This is a genomic window from Clostridium sp. AM22-11AC (assembly GCF_003473545.1).
Classification (GTDB): Bacteria; Bacillota; Clostridia; order Lachnospirales; family Lachnospiraceae; genus Enterocloster.
The window spans coordinates 57,194-76,764 of sequence record NZ_QUCM01000018.1 but is presented as its reverse complement, the minus strand read 5'-3'; the positions used below and the strand labels follow the sequence as shown (position 1 = coordinate 76,764).

Annotated in this window: 18 protein-coding genes, 1 other RNA gene and 1 riboswitch; of the genes, 18 read left to right on the top strand and 1 reads right to left on the bottom strand. The window is 44.2% G+C overall.

Annotated features, from left to right (window positions below; genetic code table 11):
* Window positions 1–101: 101 nt before the first annotated feature.
* From mmuM to ribE, 5 genes are all read left to right on the top strand, one after another.
* Entirely contained in the window at window positions 102–1,127 is a 1,026-nt protein-coding gene (mmuM, locus tag DW251_RS13755; protein WP_118301482.1) for a homocysteine S-methyltransferase, read from the top strand.
* Window positions 1,128–1,153: 26 nt separating this feature from the next.
* A riboswitch (FMN riboswitch) is annotated at window positions 1,154–1,268 on the top strand.
* 262 nt (window positions 1,269–1,530) lie between these two features.
* A complete protein-coding gene (gene ribD, locus DW251_RS13750) occupies window positions 1,531–2,658 on the top strand; it encodes a bifunctional diaminohydroxyphosphoribosylaminopyrimidine deaminase/5-amino-6-(5-phosphoribosylamino)uracil reductase RibD (protein WP_021869901.1) in 1,128 nt (375 codons plus the stop codon).
* Entirely contained in the window at window positions 2,639–3,310 is a 672-nt protein-coding gene (locus DW251_RS13745; RefSeq protein ID WP_118301481.1) for a riboflavin synthase, read from the top strand. Before ribD ends, DW251_RS13745 begins: the two co-directional genes overlap by 20 nt.
* Window positions 3,311–3,365: 55 nt before the next feature.
* Window positions 3,366–4,598 (top strand): bifunctional 3,4-dihydroxy-2-butanone-4-phosphate synthase/GTP cyclohydrolase II, encoded by a 1,233-nt coding sequence (locus tag DW251_RS13740; RefSeq protein ID WP_021869902.1) that lies wholly within the window; start codon window positions 3,366–3,368, stop codon window positions 4,596–4,598.
* Window positions 4,599–4,637: 39 nt separating this feature from the next.
* Window positions 4,638–5,105 carry a 6,7-dimethyl-8-ribityllumazine synthase gene (ribE, locus tag DW251_RS13735; RefSeq protein ID WP_021869903.1) on the top strand — a complete coding sequence of 156 codons (468 nt, stop codon included), beginning with the start codon at window positions 4,638–4,640 and terminating at the stop codon, window positions 5,103–5,105.
* A 92-nt stretch (window positions 5,106–5,197) separates the two neighbouring features.
* On the opposite strand, the gene DW251_RS13730 is transcribed toward ribE, so the two are convergent.
* Window positions 5,198–5,869 carry a GntR family transcriptional regulator gene (locus tag DW251_RS13730; protein WP_021869904.1) on the bottom strand — a complete coding sequence of 224 codons (672 nt, stop codon included), beginning with the start codon at window positions 5,867–5,869 and terminating at the stop codon, window positions 5,198–5,200.
* Between the two features lie 377 nt (window positions 5,870–6,246).
* On the opposite strand from DW251_RS13730, the gene DW251_RS13725 reads away from it, so the two are divergent.
* The 13 genes from DW251_RS13725 to rnpB all read left to right on the top strand — a co-directional run bounded on the left by DW251_RS13725 (window position 6,247) and on the right by rnpB (window position 19,500).
* On the top strand, window positions 6,247–6,933 hold the full coding sequence (locus DW251_RS13725) for a cyclase family protein (RefSeq protein WP_021869906.1): 687 nt from the start codon (window positions 6,247–6,249) through the stop codon (window positions 6,931–6,933).
* A 115-nt stretch (window positions 6,934–7,048) separates the two neighbouring features.
* Window positions 7,049–7,963, top strand: a complete 915-nt coding sequence (locus DW251_RS13720) for a ketopantoate reductase family protein (RefSeq protein WP_021869907.1) — start codon at window positions 7,049–7,051, stop codon at window positions 7,961–7,963.
* A 47-nt stretch (window positions 7,964–8,010) separates the two neighbouring features.
* Entirely contained in the window at window positions 8,011–8,475 is a 465-nt protein-coding gene (locus DW251_RS13715; protein ID WP_021869908.1) for a YhcH/YjgK/YiaL family protein, read from the top strand.
* A gap of 245 nt (window positions 8,476–8,720) precedes the next feature.
* Window positions 8,721–9,725, top strand: a complete 1,005-nt coding sequence (locus DW251_RS13710) for a TRAP transporter substrate-binding protein (protein ID WP_021869909.1) — start codon at window positions 8,721–8,723, stop codon at window positions 9,723–9,725.
* Window positions 9,725–10,204 carry a TRAP transporter small permease gene (locus DW251_RS13705; RefSeq protein WP_021869910.1) on the top strand — a complete coding sequence of 160 codons (480 nt, stop codon included), beginning with the start codon at window positions 9,725–9,727 and terminating at the stop codon, window positions 10,202–10,204. The genes DW251_RS13710 and DW251_RS13705 overlap by 1 nt, the downstream gene beginning before the upstream one ends.
* 3 nt (window positions 10,205–10,207) lie before the next feature.
* The gene (locus tag DW251_RS13700; protein ID WP_021869911.1) at window positions 10,208–11,512 is read left to right on the top strand and encodes a TRAP transporter large permease; all 1,305 of its coding nucleotides are present in this window, start codon (window positions 10,208–10,210) and stop codon (window positions 11,510–11,512) included.
* Window positions 11,513–11,728: 216 nt separating this feature from the next.
* Window positions 11,729–12,736: a deoxyguanosinetriphosphate triphosphohydrolase gene (locus DW251_RS13695; protein ID WP_118301480.1), complete on the top strand. Its 1,008-nt coding sequence runs from the start codon at window positions 11,729–11,731 to the stop codon at window positions 12,734–12,736.
* A gap of 54 nt (window positions 12,737–12,790) precedes the next feature.
* Complete coding sequence (dnaG, locus tag DW251_RS13690; protein ID WP_021869913.1) at window positions 12,791–14,677, top strand: DNA primase; 1,887 nt, start codon at window positions 12,791–12,793, stop codon at window positions 14,675–14,677.
* Between the two features lie 16 nt (window positions 14,678–14,693).
* Window positions 14,694–15,773: an RNA polymerase sigma factor RpoD gene (gene rpoD / locus DW251_RS13685; RefSeq protein WP_021869914.1), complete on the top strand. Its 1,080-nt coding sequence runs from the start codon at window positions 14,694–14,696 to the stop codon at window positions 15,771–15,773.
* Window positions 15,774–15,782: 9 nt separating this feature from the next.
* Window positions 15,783–16,559, top strand: coding sequence for a class I SAM-dependent methyltransferase (locus DW251_RS13680; protein WP_118301479.1), 777 nt, complete (start codon window positions 15,783–15,785; stop codon window positions 16,557–16,559).
* Window positions 16,546–17,355 carry a Nif3-like dinuclear metal center hexameric protein gene (locus tag DW251_RS13675; protein WP_021869916.1) on the top strand — a complete coding sequence of 270 codons (810 nt, stop codon included), beginning with the start codon at window positions 16,546–16,548 and terminating at the stop codon, window positions 17,353–17,355. The genes DW251_RS13680 and DW251_RS13675 overlap by 14 nt, the downstream gene beginning before the upstream one ends.
* Before the next feature lie 45 nt (window positions 17,356–17,400).
* A complete protein-coding gene (locus DW251_RS13670) occupies window positions 17,401–19,053 on the top strand; it encodes a nucleoside kinase (RefSeq protein WP_021869917.1) in 1,653 nt (550 codons plus the stop codon).
* A gap of 93 nt (window positions 19,054–19,146) precedes the next feature.
* An RNA gene (gene rnpB / locus DW251_RS13665) (RNase P RNA component class A) lies at window positions 19,147–19,500 on the top strand.
* The last annotated feature ends 71 nt before the right edge of the window (window positions 19,501–19,571 follow it).

Sequence of the window (19,571 nt, the reverse complement as noted above, 5' to 3'; positions counted from 1 at the left end):
TTGGATTAAAATCGTTATAAGATGATGTAGTGGTAACAAAAATAGTGTATAATGTGTGTAATTGATCGGAAGAGATACAACGGAGAAGGGAGATTTTGCTCATGACTTTTAAACGCACAACTTTAGAGGAAACACTGGCAGTATCACCGTTGCTTGTATTGGATGGAGCCATGTCTACACCTCTTGAAAATATGGGGATAGACTTAAATACAAAACTGTGGACTGCAAAAGTTTTAGCTGATCAGCCGGAAATGGTGAAACAGGTCCATAAAAATTATTTTAAGGCAGGGGCGGACTGCGGGATAACCTGTAGCTATCAGGCAACAGTTCCGGGACTAATGGACATTGGATATACAAAAGAACAGGCAGAAGAACTGATCGCCAAAAGTGTTGAGATCTTTTTGAAAGCGAGAGAAGAGTGGTGGCAGGAAGAAGGAGAAAAAGCAGGCCATACCTGGCCGCTGTGCCTGGCAAGTGTAGGCCCATATGGGGCATATCTGGCAGATGGCTCAGAATATCGGGGGCATTATGAAGTGTCCGAAGAGACTCTTTATGAATTTCATAAGCACAGAATGGAGCTTTTGTGGGAAGCAGGGGCAGATCTGCTTCTGCTTGAAACACAGCCTTCTTTGAGAGAGGCACTTGTAGAGGCTAAAATCGCGGAAGAAATGGGGGCAGATTACTGGATCAGTTTCTCCTGTGGGGATGATAAACACATTAATGAGGGCACAAAGATTGCAGAGTGTGCAAGAGCATTTTCCCGGGATCCCCATAAGTATCCTCATCTGAAAATGATAGGAGTTAATTGCACCAAACCGGCATATATAGTCAGTCTGATCCGGGAATTTCGGACCGCTACAGATCTGCCTATTGCGGTATACCCAAACAGCGGAGAAGAATATGACCCAGTCACAAAGACCTGGCATGGAACCAATGATAAGCGCACTTTTTATGACTATGCTTTATCTTATTTCCAGAATGGAGCTACAGCTGTTGGTGGCTGCTGCACCACAGTAGAAAGCCATATCCGGCAGGTGACCCAGGCCAGACGGGATTTTGAAAAGGCGGGGATTATTCTGAAAATGAGAAAAATGGTTAAAAAACCTCTTGCAATTTCAAAAAAATAGTATTATAGTTACAACTAACAAGTGAATAAGATCTTCAGGGCGGGGTGTGAATCCCCACCGGTGGTATAGCCCACGAGCCGCAAGGTATGATTCGGTGAAATTCCGAGGCCGACAGTACAGTCTGGATGAAAGAAGATAGAGAACAGGATAGATGATATAGTAAGATATAGCATCAGATATTTGTTGAACATCAGCTCTGAAACAGTAATTGTTTCAGGGCTTTTTGATTTTTAGGCAGTGTTTGAGTTATTTAAAAATTATCATGAATTTCCCATTTTTTACAAAACGCTCTGGAGAATACGATAGGATCCAGGGCGTTTTTTGATGCCATGCATATTGCGGGATGCATTAGAGATGTGTCAACGGATTAGGCGTTCCTGAAAGAAAACGAGGAGGCGAAAGTTTGAAAAAAACAGAGAATTACAGTGAAGACGAAAAATATATGTCCGTAGCCATTGAGCTGGCGAAGAAGGGGTACGGCTATACAGCGCCAAATCCGGTAGTTGGGGCAGTGATCGTAAAAGATGGCTGTATTATTGGTCAGGGATACCATGAAAAATATGGAGAACCTCACGCGGAGCGGAATGCGTTGGCTTCCTGCAGCCAGTCTCCAGAAGGCGCCACGATCTATGTAACGTTGGAACCCTGCTGTCATCACGGAAAGCAGCCACCATGCACAGATGCCATCATAGAAGCAGGTATCAGCCGGGTAGTGACCGGTTCCGGGGATCCCAATCCATTGGTGGGTGGAAAAGGAATCCGGATTTTAAAGGATCATGGAATACAGGTAACAGAACATGTGTTGAAGGAAGAATGCGACGGATTAAATCCGGTATTTTTCCATTACATCCAGACTGGCCGCCCTTATGTGACCATGAAATACGCCATGACTATGGATGGAAAGATCGCCGCTTATACCGGTGCTTCCAGATGGGTGACCGGGGAAGAAGCCAGGCATCATGTACATGAACAGCGAAAGAAAAATACTGGGATCATGGTGGGGATCGGTACGGTACTGGCAGATGATCCTATGCTTAACTGCCGCATAGAAGGAGGCAGAGATCCCATCCGTATTATCTGCGATACTCATTTAAAGACGCCTGTGACCTCGAAGATCGTAAAAACCGCAAAGGATATTCCTACTATCATTGCCTGCTGTGTATCAGATGAAGAACTGCAAAGGCCTTATAAAGAGGCGGGCTGCAAAATACTTTTAACAGAGAAGAAAATGGGCCATATTGATCTGCAGCATCTTATGGAGCTGTTGGGGAAAGAGAAGATAGACAGCGTTCTGTTAGAGGGCGGCGGTACTCTTAACTGGGCGGCATTAGAAGCGGGGATCGTTCAGAAAGTACAGGCATATATAGCGCCAAAGCTTTTTGGGGGAACAACGGCCAAGACTCCCGTAGAAGGAAGAGGCGTAGAAGAACCGGATCAGGCATTTCTGATCAAACATAAAAAGGTCAGAGTTCTGGGAGAGGACCTGCTGATAGAAGGAGAGGTGGAGAGAAATGTTTACGGGGATCATTGAAGAAAAGGGCACGATCAGTAAAATTATGAAAAACGCCAGTCAGGCAGTCCTTACTATAAAAGCGCAGAAGATCATGGAAGATATCCATAAAGGAGACAGCATTGCAGTAAACGGGATCTGTCTTACGGTTACAGCATTTTCTAAAAATGAATTTCAGGCAGATGTAATGCATGAAACATTAAACCGCACTGCACTTAAAATGCTAAAGCCGGGAAGCAGTGTAAATCTGGAGCGGGCTATGGCAGCAGGAGGCAGGTTTGGAGGTCACATGGTATCCGGTCACATTGACGGTACCGGAAAAATCGCAGAGATAAAAGAAGACAGTCTGGCGATCTGGTACACCATAGAAGCACCGCCACAGATCCTTCGATATATTGTAGAAAAAGGTTCGATTGCCATTGACGGAATCAGCCTTACAGTAGCAAAGGTAACGCAGACAACTTTCTCTGTTTCTACCATACCCCATACAAGGAGTGCTACTACATTAGGAGAGCGGAGACCAGGAGATCTGGTCAATCTGGAAAATGATATTGTAGGGAAATATGTGGAAAAGTTCATATGTGAGAAAAATACTCACGGAGCAATAGTGGATAAAAATGAGAAAAAAACTCACGGAATAACGAGAGAGAAACTGATGCAATACGGGTATTAATGGATATGAATTAAAAAATCCCGAAGTACGTAGAGAAAAAGAGAGGAGAAATATCATGGATCAGAGGAAGAATACAGAAAATGGATTTAATGAAAATGGATTTAATACAGTAGAGGAAGCACTGGAAGATTTAAGACAGGGAAAACTGATCCTTGTTACAGATGATCCGGACAGAGAAAACGAAGGGGACTTTATCTGTGCGGCAGAATTTGCAACCACAGAAAACATTAATTTCATGGCAGTCCACGGAAAAGGCCTGATCTGTATGCCAATGTCAGAAGCTTATGTGGAAAAATTGCAGCTTCCTCAGATGGTCACAAAGAATACAGATAACCATGAAACTGCGTTTACCGTATCCATTGACTGTGTTGATACTACAACCGGTATCTCTGCAGCAGAGCGTTCTATCACTGCCATGCGCTGCGTAGCAGAAGATGCAAAACCGGAAGATTTTAGACGTCCGGGCCATATGTTCCCTCTTCTTGCAAAGAAAAATGGTGTTTTAGAGCGTAATGGACATACAGAAGCAACGGTTGATCTGTGCCGCCTGGCTGGTTTAAAGGAATGTGGCCTCTGCTGCGAGATCATGAAAGAAGACGGAACCATGATGCGCACCCCGCAGTTAAAGGAACTGGCGAAAGAATGGAATATCAAATTTATCACTATCAAAGATCTTCAGGAGTACAGAAAAGTCCACGAACAGCTGGTGGAGCGGGTGACTATAACGAAAATGCCTACAAAATATGGCGTGTTTAAAGCTTATGGATATATAAACCGACTGAACGGAGAACATCACGTGGCATTGGTAAAAGGTGATATAGGAAACGGGGAAGATGTGCTTTGCAGAGTCCATTCAGAATGCCTTACTGGAGATGTGTTCGGTTCCCTGCGCTGCGATTGCGGTCAGCAGTTTGCTGCAGCTATGACACAGATTGAAAAAGAGGGCAGAGGCATCCTGTTGTATATGCGCCAGGAAGGCAGAGGAATCGGCCTGATCAATAAATTAAGAGCCTATGAACTGCAGGAACAGGGAATGGATACCTTAGAAGCCAATCTTGCTCTTGGTTTTAAGGGAGATGAAAGAGAATATTATATCGGCGCCCAGATATTAAGAGACCTGGGAGTAAGAAGCATGCGTTTACTTACCAATAACCCGGATAAAGTGTATCAGCTGTCTGCCTTTGGCATTAAGATCACAGAGCGGGTACCGATCCAGATGCAGGAAACAGAATATGATCATTTTTATCTGCAGACCAAGAAGATCCGTATGGGTCATATGCTGCAGTAATATTAAAATAACATACATATACGAAAGGAAACAAAAATCATGCGTACATTAGAAGGAAAAGTAGTAGCAAGAGAGATCAAAGTAGGAATCGTAGCAGCCAGATTTAATGAATTTATTGTATCAAAATTAGTGGCAGGTGCCAGAGACGGCCTGCTGCGCCATGATGTAAAAGATGAGGACATTGATCTTGCATGGGTTCCAGGAGCTTTTGAGATCCCGTTGATCGCATCTAAAATGGCAAAAAGCGGAAAATATGATGCAGTGATCTGCCTGGGAGCTGTTATAAGAGGAGCAACCAGCCATTATGATTACGTGTGCAGTGAGGTTTCTAAAGGCATTGCCAGTGTGTCTTTAACAAGCGATATTCCGGTCATGTTTGGAGTTCTGACCACGGATAATATTGAACAGGCCATTGAGCGTGCAGGAACAAAAGCAGGAAATAAAGGCTATGACTGTGCCCTTGGTGCTATTGAAATGGTAAACCTGGTGCGTCAGCTGGAAAATTGAAAAGCAGAAAATGCAAAATATGGATCATGAGATTGGCAATAACAATCGTGAACGCAAAAAAAGCCGCCCATCCAGGCGGCTTTTGGCGTATATTATTTCTTTTCACTTTTCTTTTCCCGTACTTTCTCATGCACCTTAAGAGGCATCATCAGATGCTCGATCATGATATTGTAAGCTTTCTGGCCATCCCCTTCTTTCAATGCGTTATAATAAGCCAGATGTTCATCCACAGTTCCCTGGATACGGCCTTCTGTGGAAAGGGCATCCTGAGAGGTTAAGTGGATCAGGTACAGCAGGCGCTGGAAGATCTGGTTGAATTCATCATTGTGGAGATAGTTGACGATAAGCAGATGGAACTGATGGTCATAATAAATGAAATCTTCCAAAGCGTCAGAATTTAATGCTTCTTCCATGTTATCCAGGATCATTTTTAAACTGCGCAGCAACTCTTTTCCTTCTTTGGTATCTGTCTGTGATGCGATCACGGTGGTACAGAAGCCTTCAATAGCGCAGCGGATCTGGATACTGTCTTTCATATCCTTTTCATTTAACTGACGGATCATAAAGCCTTTGCTTGGTATAATGGTGATATAGCCGTCCTGGCTTAAACACTGGAGGGCTTCACGCATAGGGGTTCGGGAAATTCCTATTTTTGCGGACAGTTTTGTTTCGGAGTAGAGCTGTCCCGGCTCTAGTTCGCCGTTTAAAATGCCGTTTTTAATGGAATCGTAGGCCTGCATCTGCAGGAAGCTTTTTTCTTTCATTTCTTGTATCCATATCCTTTATATTTAAATCAAATTCTGTATACAATCTTAAGGCTAAAGTGTTATGTCTGTCAAGAAAAACCATTGATTTTCCTATTATTTTCCCCATTTTTTTGCCGGATAGGGGATATTTTCAAATCAAGTCTTGTATAGAAAAGTAACTTATTGTAAACTGAAAGTATCTATTTTGTATATATATGACAAGGGTATAAGAAAGTGCATTATCAGAAATGCACAAAAACATCGTTAAAAATTTGTTGACTTTTATTTCGTTGAAAATCTTGACAGTATACCGACATACCGGTATACTGGTATACAGATGGGCGAGAAAAAAGCCAACAAAGAAAATAAAAACCAATTTTAAGGAGGAACCTAAAATGTGTGTTTATGAAATGGGTAACTTAAGAATTGTTGATCTTTCCAAGATCCTGGATCCAAAGACAGAGAGCAGAAGATGCCATCTGTTCCGCTTCAATACCGGCGGTGCTATCCCGGATTTCCACACCAACATGGATCTGATGAGCCATCTGGGAACCCACTGTGAGTGCCCTTATCATCATGATGATAACTGGCCATCTGTAGCTGAGCTGCCTTTAACCACTTTCTTAGGCCGTGCAGTATACGTAGACTTCAAGGAGACTGTTGCTAAGCGTGGACATATCACCGCTGCTGACTTAGACCGTGAAGCTGGAAAGGTAAGAGAAGGAGATATCGTTATCATCGACTCTTCCTACAAGCTGTATCCATTTACACCTGATACCAACACTGACAAGGATCAGCGTCTGTTAGTTGGTGCTGAGAGCGCTGAGTGGTTCAAGGCTCACAAGGTAAAAGCTGTTGGCTTTGGTGATGGTGTTTCCATCGAAAACTGCAACGAAGATGTTAAGCCTTTCCATGACATCTTAATGGCAGAGAACATTGTATTCCTGGAAGTTTTAAGAAACTTAGAGCAGCTTAAGAAGGATGTATTCTTCATGAGCTATTCCCCACTTCCAATCCTTGGACTGGATTCCAGCCCTGTTCGTGCATATGCAATTGAAGGACTTGCTGAGTTCTCCGAATAAACCCCGGACTTTTAAAAGACTGCGCCCACGCATAAGAAGAGTTTATGCAGGGCGCAATCTGCTTTAAGGCACAGTGTAAACGTTAAACGTAAGAATGGGAAAAGGAGAAAGTAAAATGCGTATTGCAGTGATCGGTGCAGGAGCAATGGGTTCTATCTATGGTGGACATCTTTCCCAGCATAATGATGTTCTTTTAGTAGATACCAATGAAAAAGTAGTAGAGCAGGTTGCAAACAACGGTCTTCTGATCGATGAAGACGGAACCACTCATACTTATCATCCAGGTGCAGTCAGCAACACGAAAGGACAGGAACCGGCAGATTTAGTGATCCTCTTTGTAAAGGCTCTGTTCTCCAGGGCAGCATTAGAGGGTAACCGTGGTCTGATCGGACCAAACACCCGCCTGATGACTTTACAGAACGGTGCGGGACACGAAGATCTGTTAAAGGAATTCGTTGATGAAGACCATATCGTTATCGGTACAACCGAAGATAATGGTGCTGTTCTTGGAATGGGACATGTTCGCCGCGGCGGAACCGGTGTTACCAATGTTGGTATGCTGGTAGAAGACAAGGAAGGTTTCCTTCCTCAGTTAAAAGAAGCATTTGACCAGTGTGGTTTTAATGTAAAGATCCATGAAAACATCCAGACTCTGATCTGGGACAAGCTGTTTACCAATGTTTCCTTAAGTGCCCTTACAGGTGTTCTCCAGGTAGACATGGGCTACATTGCAGCTAACGAGTATGCGTGGGATCTGTGCTGCCAGCTGATCCATGAGACAGTAAAGACAGCAGCAGCAGCCGGACTGAATTTCGATGAAGAAAAAGTTCGTGAAAAAGTTAAAAATACTTCCATCAACAATCCAAACGGCTGTACTTCTATCCGTGCAGACCTGCGTGATGGCAGAAGAACAGAAGTTGATACCATCAGCGGCGCTGTAGTACGTGCAGCACACAAGTATGGTGTGGAAGTTCCGGGCCATGAGTGCATTGTACGTCTTGTACATGCAATGGAAGGCAGAAACAAATAAAAGCTTTTATTTATAAAGGCTTTAAATAAAATAAAGGGAGAGAAAAAATGATCTTTTCATCTATCAAGAATGGTGATTCTTTTGAAAAGTACCCTGCAGCGATCCAGACTGCATTAGAGTACTTAAAGAGCCACGATTTCGCATCTATGGAACCTGGTGTATATGAGATCCAGGGAAAAGACATCTATGCTCAGGTATTTGATGCCATGACAGAAGATGTTGCTGACAGACGTCCGGAGTCTCATGAGAAATATCTGGATGTACAGTTCTTAGTATCCGGAAGAGAGCGTCTTGGATTTACCAAGAACACCGGAAACTACAAAGTAGCAGAGCACATTAAGGAAAGAGACCTGATCTTCTATGAGTCTGTAGAAGATGAAGGATACATTGAGTCCCGTCCGGGATGTTTCTGTGTATTCTTCCCATCCGATATCCATCGTCCACAGGTTATCTCCGGCGAAGCTATGAACCTGCGCAAGGTTGTAGTTAAGGTAAGCGTAGCACTGCTGTAATTATATTACGGGGGCAGTGTCGCTGCGTACAGGATAATTGTGTATATAAAAATTTTATAGATCAGTAAACTTAGCAGCTCAGCATGTAATACTGGCCTGAAAGACGATTTTCGGGCCAATATGCTGAACTGCTATAATATTGGAAAAATCCGTAAAAAAAGTGTTAAAAAATGCGTTAACGCAAGTTAACAGCAAGAAAATATTTGAAAAATCAATTTGTAAAACCAGTAGGAGGATTTACCGGTATGTTTAAAAAATTGGCAATGGCTGTGGGGGTTATTTGCCTTATGGGTATGCTTACAGCCTGTGGACGTACTTCCGAACAGAAGGTGACAGAGATTCGCGTAGCTTTCAACCAGAACGAGAACCATCCGCAGTATCGTGCCATGAAAGCATTTGGGGAAAAATTTGAGAAGGAAACAAACGGACGTTATCATGTAACCATTTATCCTAACGGGGTATTAGGAGAGCAGGGAGCAATGGCTGAATTTATCCGTACAGGAGCGCTGCAGATGGCAATTGTGCCATGTTCCGTTCCGGAAGGATATGACGCTGACTTTGCGATCGTAGGTGCACCTTATCTGTATGATAATATCGATCATCTTGAAAAAGCAACATTAAACGGGGTATTTGATGATCTGTTTGCATCTACTGAAAAATACAAATTCCGTGTACTGACTGTTTATACAGCAGGCGAGAGAAATGTATATGCAAAGAAACCGATCAATTCTGCAGACGATCTTAAAGGTATGATCATTCGTGTAAATGACAGCCCGACCTATGTAGAAATGGCAAAACTGATGGGCGGTAACGGAAGCGTTATGGCACAGTCTGAGGTTTACACAGCACTGCAGCAGGGCGTTATTGATGCAGCTGAGAACAGTGAGCTGGTTTACCGTGACTTCAAGCATTATGAGGTAGCTCCTTACTATGCTTACACCCGTCACATTGTACATCCTGACGTAGTACTTGCAAGTACCGCATTCTTAAATTCCTTAAGTGATGAAGACAGAGAGATCTTCGACAGACTGATCAAGGAATCCACTGAAGAAGAATTTGAAACATTTAAACAGGATATTGAAGTAGCAAAGAAAGATGCCGAAGAAGCCGGAACCCAGTTCTGCTATCCGGATACCAACGAACTGCGTGAGCGCTGCATGCCTCTGTTAAATAAGATCGCAAACCAGTCTGACATGACAAAGCAGATCTATGACGCAGTAGTAGCTTTAAGAGAGGAGGACAATAAATAATGAAAACATTAAAACATGGATTAGACCGCTTTTTAGCTTTCGTCTGTATCGTTGATTTTATCGTTATGGTCCTTCTTACCGTATACCAGGTAGTAGTCCGCTATGTGTTCAAAAGCCCAAGCAGTGTCAGCGAAGTTCTGACCCGTTACTGCTTTGTATGGCTGATCCTTCTGTCTGCAACCTATGTGTTTGGACAGCGTGATCATATCTGCATTACTTATTTAAAGGATAAACTGAATGGCAGCACCAAGAGACTGTTAGATGCTGCGATCGAAGTAGTTATTATTCTCTTCTCTGCGCTGATCCTGGTTTATGGTGGTTCCGTTATCACAACCATGAACATGCTGCAGTATGACTCTATCCTTAAGATCCCTACAGGAACCATTTACAGTATCATTCCTGTATGTGGCGTACTGATCATTTTCTACAGCATCTATAATCTCACTGTAGAACTGAACAAGAAAGAAGGAGGAGAGTAAGTTATGTCTATCGCAGTTCAGGTTGCCCTGGTAATGGTCGTTCTTCTGGTTTTATTACTGGCAGCAGGTGTGCCCATCGGTGTGGGAATCGGACTTTCTTCCGCAGTTTCCATGATCTGCATGCTGCCATCCAATGTAGCGTTTGCAACATCCGCACAGAGAATTTTCGCAGGTTCCAACTCATTCTCACTGATCGCGATCCCGTTTTTCATTCTTGCAGGAAACATTATGAATAACGGTGGTATCGCATTAAGACTTGTAAACTGTGCAAAGGTCATCGGCGGCCGTATGCCTGGTGCATTAGCACAGTCCAATGTAATCGCAAACATGCTTTTCGGTGCGATCAGTGGTTCCGGTGCAGCAGCTGCTGCAGCCATCGGAAGCACCATGGGACCGCTGGAAGAGGCCGAAGGCTATGATAAGAACTATTCCGCAGCAGTAAACGTTGCATCAGCACCTGTTGGTATGCTGATCCCCCCAAGCAACACTATGATCGTTTATTCTACGGTTGCAGGAAGTGTATCTATTTCCGCACTGTTTATGGCTGGTTATGTTCCTGGTCTCATCTGGGGCTTAGGCGTTATCATCCTGGCAACCATCACAGCAAAGAAATTAGGCTACAGAGGCGAAGCAAAGCTGACAGCCAGCATTGTATTAAAGACTTTCTGGCAGGCGATCCCAAGCCTTTTAATGATCGTTATTGTAATCGGCGGTATTCTTTGCGGTGTATTTACCGCAACCGAAGGTTCCGCAGTAGCAGTTGTTTATGCAACCGTTCTTTCCTTAATTTATGGTTCTATTAAAATTAAGGATATTCCAAGGATCGTACTGGAGTCCGCAAAGATCACAGGTACCATTACTTTCATGATCGGACTTTCTTCTATCATGTCCTGGGCAATGGCATTTACCGGAATTCCGGATATGGTAGCTGCAGCTGTTCTTGGTATTACAAGCAATAAGATCATCATCTTCCTGTTAATTAATATCATCCTGCTGTTTGTAGGTACTTTCATGGACCCGACACCAGCAATCCTGATCTTCACTCCAATCTTCCTGCCGATCTGCACAAGCCTTGGAATGAATGCAGTTCAGTTTGGTATCGTACTTTGCTACAACCTGTCCGTAGGTACCATTACACCTCCTGTAGGAACCATCCTGTTTACAGGCTGTAAGGTAGGCGGCGTTACTATTGAAAGTGTCATCAGCCACCTGCTGCCATACTTTGTAATGATCATCATCGGTCTGCTGCTTGTGACCTATGTTCCTGTACTTTCACTGGGACTGCCGTCACTGTTAGGCTTACTGTAGGAAATTGTGCGTAAGCAAAATAGCATAAAGAATAATGAAACAGGCGTCATCGGAATTTTACCGGTGGCGTCTGTTTTTTAAATGTGCTATACTATAAAAATAGTACGATAAATTAATTAGTTGTCATAAAATTATAATGACCAGCATACACATATACATAGCGAAAATGAAAAAGGACTGCAAAGTGCCTTTTCGCCACAAAAGCGGGGTGACTTATTGAACATCAGACAATCTCAGGAAGAACTGGAACTTGTAACTTTAAGCCCGTATGCCTCTTTTTCTGCAAAAACAAAGGGCAGAGACAGGCAGGAACCTCTCTGTGATATCCGGCCGGAATACCAGCGGGACAGGGACCGTATTCTGCATTGTAAGGCATTTCGCCGTATGAAACATAAGACCCAGGTATTTCTTGCGCCTGAGGGAGATCATTACCGCACAAGACTTACCCATACATTAGAAGTGTCACAGATCGCAAGGACCATTGCGAAAGCCCTGCGGTTAAATGAAAGTCTCACCGAAGCTATTGCATTAGGGCATGATCTGGGGCATACGCCCTTTGGACATTCCGGGGAAGCTATTTTAAATGTGATCTGCGAGGATGGTTTTACCCACTATGAACAAAGCGTCCGAGTAGTTGAAAAGCTGGAAAAAAATGGAAAAGGTTTAAATCTTACCTGGGAAGTGCGGGATGGGATACGAAATCACCGTACAGCCGGTCATCCTTCTACCTTAGAAGGCGGCGTGGTCCGTCTCTCTGATAAGATCGCCTACATCAACCACGATATAGATGATGCCATCCGGGCGAAGATGTTTGAGGAGAAAGACCTTCCTGTCTGCTATACAGATGTGTTAGGCCACAGCGTCCGGGAGCGTTTAAATATCATGATCCACGATATTATCTTAAACAGTCTGGATAAGCCGGGGATCTTTATGTCAGAAGGCATGGAAGAGGCCATGATGGGTCTTCGTCAGTGGATGTTTGACCATGTATATAAAAATGAGATCCCAAAAGCAGAAGAGGGAAGAGCCCAGCAGATGCTTTCCCAGCTTTATTTCTACTATATGGATCATGTAGATGAGCTGCCACAGGAGTATTTAAACTTCTTAGATGCGGGAGAAAAAGTCTCGCGGGTGGTTTGCGACTACATAGCAGGCATGAGTGATATCTATGCCATTGACCAGTTTGAAAAATTATTTGTTCCAAAACGCTGGAACGTATATTAAAACAGGGGCAATGTTTTTGTGCCCGATATTACTTTAACAGAAGGGAGAAAAAGCATGTACTATCCGGATGAAGTCATAGAGGAAGTAAGAATGAAGAATGACATCGTAGATGTGATTTCAGGATATGTAAAGCTGCAGAAAAAAGGAGCCAATTATTTTGGCCTTTGTCCTTTCCATAATGAAAAATCACCTTCTTTTTCCGTTTCTCCGGGAAAACAGATGTATTACTGCTTTGGCTGCGGAGCTGGAGGAAATGTTCTTACCTTTGTAATGGAATATGAAAACTATACCTTTCAGGAAGCCCTTCAGTCCCTAGCAGACCGGGCGGGAGTTACTCTTCCAAAGATGGAATACAGCAAAGAAGCCAGGGAGCAGGCGGAATTTCGTGCCAGACTGCTGGAGGTAAATAAGCTGGCAGCCAATTATTTCTACTACCAGATGAAGCAGCCACAGGGAAAAATCGCATATGAATATTTCCATGACAAGCGAAAGCTTACAGATGAGACCATGCTCCGGTTTGGCCTTGGCTATTCTAATAAGACCAGTGATGATCTGTACCGTTTCCTGAAAGAAAAAGGCTATGATGATGCATTTTTAAGCCAGACAGGCCTTGTGACCATTGAAGAGAGAGGCGGAAGAGATAAATTCTGGAACCGTGTTATGTTCCCAATCATGGATGTGAACAACCGTGTCATCGGTTTTGGCGGCCGTGTCATGGGAGATGGGGAGCCGAAATATTTAAACTCACCGGAGACAAAATTATTTGATAAAAGCCGGAATCTGTATGGTTTAAACTATGCAAGGACCACCAGGGAAAAATACATGCTGGTATGTGAAGGCTACCTGGATGTGATCTCCATGCATCAGGCGGGCTTTACCAACGCAGTGGCATCTTTGGGAACAGCCTTTACCAGCCAGCATGCAGGTGTTTTAAAGCGGTATACGGACCAGGTGATCTTAACCTACGACAGTGACGGTGCCGGTATCAAGGCTGCGCTGCGTGCCATTCCTATATTAAGGGATGCAGGTATTTCTGCCAGAGTTTTAAATATGAAGCCATACAAGGACCCGGATGAATTTATTAAAAATATGGGGGCTGATGCCTTTAAGGAGCGGATCGCCCAGGCAAAGAACAGCTTCCTATTTGAAATAGATGTATTAAAACGGAACTATCAATTAGAAGATCCGGAGCAGAAGACGAAATTTTATCAGGAAACAGCAAAGAAGCTTTTACAGTTTGGAGAACCGCTGGAGCGGGATAATTACATCCAGGCAGTATCCAGGGAGCAGATGATCAAAGAAGAGGAGCTTCGCCAGCTGGTAAACCGTCTGGGAATGCAGATGGGCTTAAAAGCCGGTGACAGCTACAGGGAAGATGCTTCCGGAAGAAATGTTATTTCCAGGGAAAATGGAAGCGGTCCAGGTAATGATATGGGCCGGCCGGAATATGGCGGCAATCCTTATGAGGGACAGGCAGCGCAGAACCAGGCGGCCATAAAGAAAACAGGAAGAAAGCAGGAGCGGGAAGACGGCATACGAAGATCCCAGAGACTGCTGCTTACCTGGCTGATCGAAAATCCGGCGTTATTTGACAAGATAAAAGGCATTATAACAGCCGATGATTTTGTGGAAGACCTGTACCATCAGGTGGCAGTCATGGTATTTGAAGGCCATGAAGCAGGAAATGTAAATCCGGCAGGTATTTTAAGCCGGTTCATCAATGATGAAGACCAGTACAAAGAAGTAGCGGCATTATTTAATGCCAGCTTAAAAGAATCCTTAAACAATGAGGAGCAGAAAAAGGCATTTGCGGAAACTGTGATGAAAGTGAGAAAGAACAGTTTGGATACCGCAAGCCGGAATGCGAAAGATATAGCCCAGCTGCAGGAGATCATAAAGCAGCAGGCAGCGTTAAAACAGCTGCATATATCTTTGGATTGATTTAAGGAGGAACACTATGGAAAGAACGCGCAGAGAGGAATCTTTAAGCTTTAAGGAAAAAATGGGACGGCTTTTAGCAGATGCCCGTGCCGGGAAACGGCAGTTGGAATATCGTGATATTTTCCGGTATTTCAGACCAAAAGAGCTGAAAGAGGAAGAACTGGACCGCGTTCTTGACATATTAGCGGAAAACCAGGTTCAGATCCTGGATGAAGGGGAAGAGCAGGATGCAGGGGAAAGTGAACCTGTATCAGAGGAAAAAACGGGGCAGGCGGATCCGGTCTGCCTGTATTTAAAAGAAATTGGAAAAATTTCCCTTTTAACCCCGGAAGAAGAATTAATGCTGGCAAAGGAAGTAAGGGCCGGAAGCAGAGAAGCAAAAGAGAAACTGGCAAGGGCAAATCTGCGGCTGGTAGTCAGTATTGCCAAGCATTACGCAGGCAGGGGAATGGCATTTTTAGATCTGGTCCAGGAAGGAAACCTGGGGCTTATGCGGGCGGTAGAGAAGTTTAATTACGAAAAAGGCTACCGTTTCAGCACCTATGCTACCTGGTGGATCCGCCAGTCCATTACAAGGGCGATAGCAGATCAGGCAAGGACTATCCGCATCCCGGTGCATATGGTAGAAGTCATCAACCGGGTGATGCGAAGTTCCAGAAGGATGCTTCAGGAACTGGGACGGGAACCTACTACTCAGGAAATTGCAGAACGCTTACATATGACCAGCAAAAAAGTAGAAGAAGTGCTGAATATGGCCCAGGAGCCGGTTTCTTTGGAAACACCGGTGGGAGAGGAAGAGGACAGTCATCTGGTGGATTTTATCCAGGATGAAAAAATGTCTTTTTTGCAGGATGAGGCTTCTTTTGTGTTTTTACATGAGCAGCTGATGGAAGTATTAAAAACGTTGACTCCGAGAGAACAGCAGGTATTGTCATTGCGGTTTGGGCTTTATGACGGGCAGCCAAGAACATTGGAAGAAGTGGGAAAGCAGTTTCATGTGACCAGGGAACGGATCCGCCAGATCGAGGATAAAGCCCTGCGCAAACTGCGCCACCCCAGCAGAAGCCGGAAATTAAAGGACTATTTAGAAAGTTGAAGGATAGATATGACAGAAAAGATACAGGAAACAGAGATAAAGAAGACAAGGCTTCGCCTTTCAGAACGTTTAAAGCTGGTTGCTTCTTTTGTGCCGGAAGGCAGCCGGATCGCAGATATCGGTACAGATCATGGATATGTGCCTATTTATCTGGCAGAAATTGGAAAAATTAAAAGTGCTCTGGCTATGGATGTGCGAAAAGGTCCTTTGGCAAGGGCAGATGAACACATAGAAGAATACAGACATGACGTGGGGGATGCAGCTATTTCCATAGAGACCCGTTTAAGCAACGGACTGGAAAAATTACAGGCCAAAGAAGCCGATACAGTCATCATTGCGGGAATGGGCGGTGAGCTGGAGATCAGCATTTTAGAGGCTGGAAAGCAGCTTTGGAGCAGTATCCGCCACTGGATCTTTTCACCGCAGTCGGATCTGGAAAAATTCCGTCGTTATCTGAAGGAAAATGGCTTCTTTATTGAAAACGAGGCAATGATACTGGATGAGGGAAAGTTTTATACAGTGATAAAAGCTGGTTTTGGAACAAATGAAAAAGACGCTTGTGTCTGTGAAACGGTCCCTGAGTATCGCTTCGGGGCGCTTTTGATCAAACGCAGGGATGCCGTTTTAAAGCAGTATCTTTTAAAAGAAGAAAAAAGAGTGGAAGGGATCTTGAAGGGATTTGCAGGAAAGAGCGAGGAAGAGCTGACGGCAGGACAGGCAGCTGCCTGCAAGGCTTTAAAAGAAGAACTTTCATGTATCAGGGAGGCACAAGATGAAATGCAGTGAAGTGATCGAAATATTGGGAAAACTGGCTCCTGAAAGCTGTGCCTGTGATTGGGATAATCCGGGGCTGTTAGCAGGACGCAGTGATAAAGAGGTAAAAAAAATCTATATTGCTTTAGATGCAACGGACCAGGTGGTGGATGCAGCCATTAAGGCAGGAGCAGATATGCTTTTGACCCATCATCCCCTTATTTTTAAGGCTATTAAAAAAGTGAATGACCAGAATTTTATTACCAGACGTCTGGTAAAGCTGATCCAGGCAGATATTTCCTACTATGCCATGCACACCAATTTTGATGCAGCACCCGGCTGTATGGCAGATCTGGCAGCAGAACGTCTTTCTTTAAAGGATACGGAGCCGTTGGAAGCTATGGGGGATATGGAAATAAATGGAAATTCTGTGGCATATGGTATTGGAAAAACAGGAAACCTGGCGGAAAAGCTGACTGTAAAAGCACTGGCAGAAAAAGTAAAGCAGGCTTTTGATCTTCCTTTTGTTCTGGTGTATGGGGAAGAACTGATGGATATGGAAGTAGAAAAAGTGGCACTTTGTCCTGGAGCTGGCGGAAGTGTGATCGAAGAAGCCATCCATGCAGGCGCAAAGGCGCTGGTAACAGGTGATATCAGCCATCACCAGGGAATTGATGCAGCAGCCAGGAATATGGCAGTGATCGATGCAGGTCATTACGGAATGGAGCATATTTTTATCCAGTATATGGCTGGATATCTGAAGGAAAATCTGCCGGTAGAGATGGAGATCGTTACAGCGCCATCTGCATGGCCTACAGTTCTTTTATAATTGTTTTCTATGTACAGCAATACATTTTTGAAAAGGAGGATGCCTATGGTCCAACTGAAAATAAATACCCAGATAAAGGAATATCTGGATGATATTACCTGGCAGGTGATAGCAGATGAGTATCAAAGCGGGTATTCCGATGAAATATTATTAGTCCAGGTAAATGGAAAACTCCAGGAACTGCAGGAAAAGATAAGGGAAGGCGAAGTGCAGTTCATTACTGCAAGACAAAAGCCGGGAATTTCCGCATATCAGCGAAGTGCCACCCTTCTGATGCTGAAGGCATTTTACGCAGTGGCAGGTCCTGAAAATGTGGAAAAGGTCATTGTGGATTTTTCTATTGGAAAAGGTTTTTTTGTAGAAGCAAGAGGAAGTTTCACATTGAACCAGGAGCTTCTTGACCAGGTGAAAGCCAAAATGCAGGAATACGTAGATCAGGAGATCCCGATTTTAAAGCGCAGTATTTCTACGGATGATGCCATAGAGCGTTTTCACAAACACCGGATGTACGATAAGGAGCGTCTGTTCCTCTACCGCCGTGTATCCAGAGTCAATGTTTACAGTATTGACGGATTTGAGGATTATTTCTACGGATATATGGTTCCCAATACAAAATATATCCGTTATTTCAATCTGAAGTTGTATGAATATGGCTTTGTGCTCATGCTGCCGTCTATGTTGGCACCAACAGTGCTGCCGGAGTTTGCGCCGCTGCCAAAGCTGTTCCATACACTTGCGGACTCTTCAGAGTGGGGGAAACGTCTGGATCTGGAGACAGTAGGCGCATTAAATGACAAGATCGCAGCTGGAGATATGTCCCATTTGATCCTGATCCAGGAGGCGCTTCAGGAGAAACGGATCGCAGAGATCGCGGCCCAGATCGCAGAGCGCAAAACTGCCAAGATCGTTATGATCGCAGGTCCTTCTTCCTCTGGAAAGACAACATTTTCCCATCGGTTGTCCGTACAGTTGGAGGCTATTGGCTTAAAGCCGCATCCAATCGCGGTAGATAACTATTTTGTCAACCGTGTGGACAGTCCAAGGGATGAAAATGGTAATTATAATTATGAGATCCTGGAATGTCTGGATGTAGAACAGTTTAATCAGGATATGCAGGCTCTTTTAAGAGGAGAGCGTGTGGAACTGCCTTATTATAACTTCAAAAAAGGAGAACGGGAATACAAGGGAGATTTTCTGAAACTGGGAAAAGATGATATCCTGGTGATCGAGGGGATCCATTGCTTAAATGACCGTTTATCCTATTCTCTTCCAAGAGAGAGCAAGTTTAAGATCTATATTAGTGCTCTGACCCAGTTAAATATTGACGAGCACAACCGTATCCCTACGACAGATGGCCGTCTGCTGCGCCGTATGATCCGTGATGCAAGGACAAGAGGGGCGTCAGCCCAGGATACTATCCGTATGTGGCCATCTGTGCGAAAGGGAGAAGAGGAAAATATTTTCCCCTATCAGGAAGAGGCAGATGCTATGTTTAACTCTGCTCTCATCTATGAGCTGGCAGTGCTAAAACAGTATGTGGAGCCGCTGCTTTTTGGAATTCCAAAGGATTGTCCGGAATATACAGAAGCAAAGCGACTTCTTAAATTCCTGGATTATTTTATCGGGGTCAGCAGCGAGGATATACCGAAAAACTCTATTTTAAGGGAATTTATTGGCGGAAGCTGTCTGGATGTGTAGGATAGCAAGTGTCCACATATGATATTTTTAATATGATATTTTTGGATTTACCCATGGACATGGCAAAGAAACTATGCTAAAATAAACAAGTTGTGAGTAAGACAGATGGTCGCTGCTGCGACACCGAGAGGACGCAGGAGAGGAAAGTCCGGGCTTCACAGGGCAGGATGCCAGATAACGTCTGGCGGGGGTGACCCTAGGGACAGTGCAACAGAAATATACCGCCCGCTGCATTTGCAGCAGGTAAGGGTGGAATGGCAGTGTAAGAGACTACCGCCCGGCTGGTAACAGGCGGGGCACATGTAAACCCCATCCGAAGCAAGACCAAACAGAGAGCATATGGCGGCCCGTCAGCTTTCGGGTAGGTTGCTTGATGCTGCTGGCGACAGTAGTACTAGATAGATGACCATCCAACGACATAACCCGGCTTACCGTTTTACTCACAACCTTTGCAACGATGAAGTGCGTCTCCTTGAATGAAAGGGGACGCTTTTTCGCATAAAAGAAAACGTATGCAG

What these genes read in the sequence shown, in the direction of transcription:
- DW251_RS13670 (WP_021869917.1), top strand. Translation starts at nt 17,401, where the DNA reads ATGGTCCAACTGAAAATAAATACCCAGATAAAGGAATATCTGGATGAT.
- DW251_RS13705 (WP_021869910.1), top strand. Translation starts at nt 9,725, where the DNA reads ATGAAAACATTAAAACATGGATTAGACCGCTTTTTAGCTTTCGTCTGT.
- DW251_RS13740 (WP_021869902.1), top strand. Translation starts at nt 3,366, where the DNA reads ATGGATCAGAGGAAGAATACAGAAAATGGATTTAATGAAAATGGATTT.
- ribE (WP_021869903.1), top strand. Translation starts at nt 4,638, where the DNA reads ATGCGTACATTAGAAGGAAAAGTAGTAGCAAGAGAGATCAAAGTAGGA.
- DW251_RS13710 (WP_021869909.1), top strand. Translation starts at nt 8,721, where the DNA reads ATGTTTAAAAAATTGGCAATGGCTGTGGGGGTTATTTGCCTTATGGGT.
- mmuM (WP_118301482.1), top strand. Translation starts at nt 102, where the DNA reads ATGACTTTTAAACGCACAACTTTAGAGGAAACACTGGCAGTATCACCG.
- DW251_RS13720 (WP_021869907.1), top strand. Translation starts at nt 7,049, where the DNA reads ATGCGTATTGCAGTGATCGGTGCAGGAGCAATGGGTTCTATCTATGGT.
- DW251_RS13680 (WP_118301479.1), top strand. Translation starts at nt 15,783, where the DNA reads ATGACAGAAAAGATACAGGAAACAGAGATAAAGAAGACAAGGCTTCGC.
- DW251_RS13715 (WP_021869908.1), top strand. Translation starts at nt 8,011, where the DNA reads ATGATCTTTTCATCTATCAAGAATGGTGATTCTTTTGAAAAGTACCCT.
- dnaG (WP_021869913.1), top strand. Translation starts at nt 12,791, where the DNA reads ATGTACTATCCGGATGAAGTCATAGAGGAAGTAAGAATGAAGAATGAC.
- DW251_RS13725 (WP_021869906.1), top strand. Translation starts at nt 6,247, where the DNA reads ATGTGTGTTTATGAAATGGGTAACTTAAGAATTGTTGATCTTTCCAAG.
- DW251_RS13730 (WP_021869904.1), bottom strand. Translation starts at nt 5,869, where the DNA reads ATGAAAGAAAAAAGCTTCCTGCAGATGCAGGCCTACGATTCCATTAAA.
- DW251_RS13675 (WP_021869916.1), top strand. Translation starts at nt 16,546, where the DNA reads ATGAAATGCAGTGAAGTGATCGAAATATTGGGAAAACTGGCTCCTGAA.
- rpoD (WP_021869914.1), top strand. Translation starts at nt 14,694, where the DNA reads ATGGAAAGAACGCGCAGAGAGGAATCTTTAAGCTTTAAGGAAAAAATG.
- DW251_RS13700 (WP_021869911.1), top strand. Translation starts at nt 10,208, where the DNA reads ATGTCTATCGCAGTTCAGGTTGCCCTGGTAATGGTCGTTCTTCTGGTT.
- DW251_RS13745 (WP_118301481.1), top strand. Translation starts at nt 2,639, where the DNA reads ATGTTTACGGGGATCATTGAAGAAAAGGGCACGATCAGTAAAATTATG.